Source organism: Streptomyces sp. NPDC057654 (assembly GCF_042800135.1).
Taxonomy (GTDB): Bacteria; Actinomycetota; Actinomycetes; order Streptomycetales; family Streptomycetaceae; genus Streptomyces.
On the sequence record NZ_JBHVHQ010001169.1, the window covers coordinates 1 to 2111 of the forward strand.

Annotated in this window: 3 protein-coding genes; all 3 read right to left on the minus strand. The window is 74.5% G+C overall.

The genetic code is table 11. From position 1 onward, the window contains the following. Positions 1 to 63 precede the first annotated feature (63 nt). Positions 64 to 750, minus strand: a complete 687-nt coding sequence (locus tag ACFU99_RS41655; RefSeq protein WP_384403435.1) for a hypothetical protein — start codon at positions 748 to 750, stop codon at positions 64 to 66. 58 nt (positions 751 to 808) lie between these two features. Continuing rightward, positions 809 to 1510 (minus strand): ribonuclease HII, encoded by a 702-nt coding sequence (locus ACFU99_RS41660; protein WP_384403437.1) that lies wholly within the window; start codon positions 1508 to 1510, stop codon positions 809 to 811. A gap of 113 nt (positions 1511 to 1623) precedes the next feature. Continuing rightward, the coding region (locus ACFU99_RS41665) for an ADP-ribosylglycohydrolase family protein (protein ID WP_384403439.1) at positions 1624 to 2111 on the minus strand (488 nt) is incomplete at its 5' end.

Below are 2111 nucleotides of genomic sequence, written 5' to 3' on the forward strand. Positions count from 1 at the left end.
GGAACAGGGGGCGGCCGGCCGACGGTCCGCTGACGCGGATTGCCGCGTGCCTCTGCGCGCGTACTAGACGCTGGTGGAGATCACGGCGTTGATGCGCTGCGGGTCACCGCAGATGATCAGCAGCACACCGGCACGGGCCATCGCCGTCGGCAGCGCGGCGGACACGGCGTCGTCCGCACCACCGTTGACGGCGACCACCACGACCGGGCGGGCCTTGGCCCGCTCGGCGGGGGCGGCCGCGTGGAAGACGTCGTCACCGGCGTCATGCTGCGCCCAGTAGGACGCCTCGCCGAAGGACAGCTCGTGCGCCGCCCACGGGTGCGGGTCTCCGGTGGTGAGCACCAGGATCTCGCCGGGTGCCCGGCCGGAGTCCAGCAGCAGGTCGACGGCTTCGTCGGCCGCGTCCAGAGCCCCCTCCGCGGAGGCGGGGATCAGCTGGATCTGCGGCGTCGTGGAGGCGGCCGCGGGGGCCGCCTGGGCCACTGCGGTCGCGGCGGCCTGGGAGGCGGTGGCGGCTTCGGCGGCCGGATCGGCTGCCGGAGTGTTCACCGCCGCATCGCGCGGGGTGCGCTGGGACGGGGTCGTGGCCGAACTCCGGCTCGGGCCCGGAACACCGGGCCGCTTCGGGGCCGGACGAGGGCCGGGACCAGGGACAGGACGGGGGGTCGGCGCGGTGCGGCCGGCGGCCGGAGTAGCGCGGGGACCCGGGACACTCTCGTGAATCTGAGGCTCCTCGGGGATGAGAGGCATGGGCTGATGTTAATCAAACGCCGGTGCGGGTCGCGTCGGCGGGTGGCGGCCGGACCGCTCAGATATCGAAACCGAGCTGGCCACTGGCCTCCAGAGCAGCAGTTTCCGGGGCACTGCGAGCCCGCTTCAGGTGCCGCCATCGAGGCAGCGCATCCAGGTAGGACCAGGACAATCGGTGGTGCGGGGTCGGACCCAGCTCGGCCAGGGCGGCCTGGTGCACCGGCGAGGGGTATCCGGCGTTGTCGCCGAAGGCGAAATCCGCGTGGGCGACGCCGAGTTCGGCCATCATCGTGTCCCGCGTGACCTTGGCGATCACGGAGGCCGCGGCGACGGCGATGCAGGACTGGTCGCCCTTGATGACCGTACGCACGCGCCAGGGCGCTCCGAGGTAGTCGTGCTTGCCGTCGAGGATCACCGCGTCGGGCCGTACGGGCAGCGCCTCCAGGGCCCGCACGGCGGCCAGCCTGAGGGCGGCCGTCATGCCCAACTCGTCGATCTCCTGCGGCGAGGAGTGGCCGAGCGCGTGCGCGGTGACCCACGTCAGCAGCTCCGCCGCGAGCACGGTGCGGCGCTTGGGGGTCAGCAGCTTGGAGTCGGTCAGCCCGGCCGGGGCGCGGCGCAGGCCGGTGACGGCGGCGCACACGGTGACGGGACCTGCCCAGGCCCCGCGTCCGACTTCATCGACTCCGGCGACGGTCTTGGCTCCGGTGGTGGCACGGAGCGAGCGCTCGACGCTGTGGGTGGGCGGTTCGTACGGCATGGCGCGAGCAAGCGTACGCCCCTTGAGCCGCCGTGTCCGCCCCCGGTACCGGTCAGATCCGGACGCGGGGTGCCGGACCGGGTCCGGAGCGACGCGTCAGCGGGCTCGAACGGTCACTTCTCCCCGGCCGGGAGCCAGTCGGGCAGCGGCTCCGCGCGCTCCAGCCACGCGGCCGGCGGGGCGCCCCGCTCAGCCGACGCGACGATCCCGCCGACGATGGCGCAGGTGGTGTCGACGTCCCCGCCCACCTGCGCGGTGGTCCAGAACGCGGTCTCGAAGGAGTCGAGGTTGCGGGCGGCGGCCCACAGGGCGAAGGGCACGGTGTCGTGGGCGCTGGTGCGGCGGCCGCAGCCGAGCACCGCGGCCACGGTGTTCGCGTCGCCGTAGTCGAGCATGCCGCGGGCCCGGCGCAGTCCGGCCTGGACGGCGCTGCGCGGTACGAGTTCGACCACCGCGTCCAGCAGGCCGCCCGGGTTCGGGGGCTCGGGGGCGGCGGCCAGGGAGGCCGCCGCGGCGACGGCCATCGCCCCGGCCACGGCCTCGCGGTGCTGGTGCGTGGTGTAGGCCGAGATTTCCGCCTGGTGCGTCGCCTGCTCCGGGT

What these genes read in the sequence shown, in the direction of transcription:
- ACFU99_RS41655 (WP_384403435.1), bottom strand. Translation starts at nt 750, where the DNA reads ATGCCTCTCATCCCCGAGGAGCCTCAGATTCACGAGAGTGTCCCGGGT.
- ACFU99_RS41660 (WP_384403437.1), bottom strand. Translation starts at nt 1,510, where the DNA reads ATGCCGTACGAACCGCCCACCCACAGCGTCGAGCGCTCGCTCCGTGCC.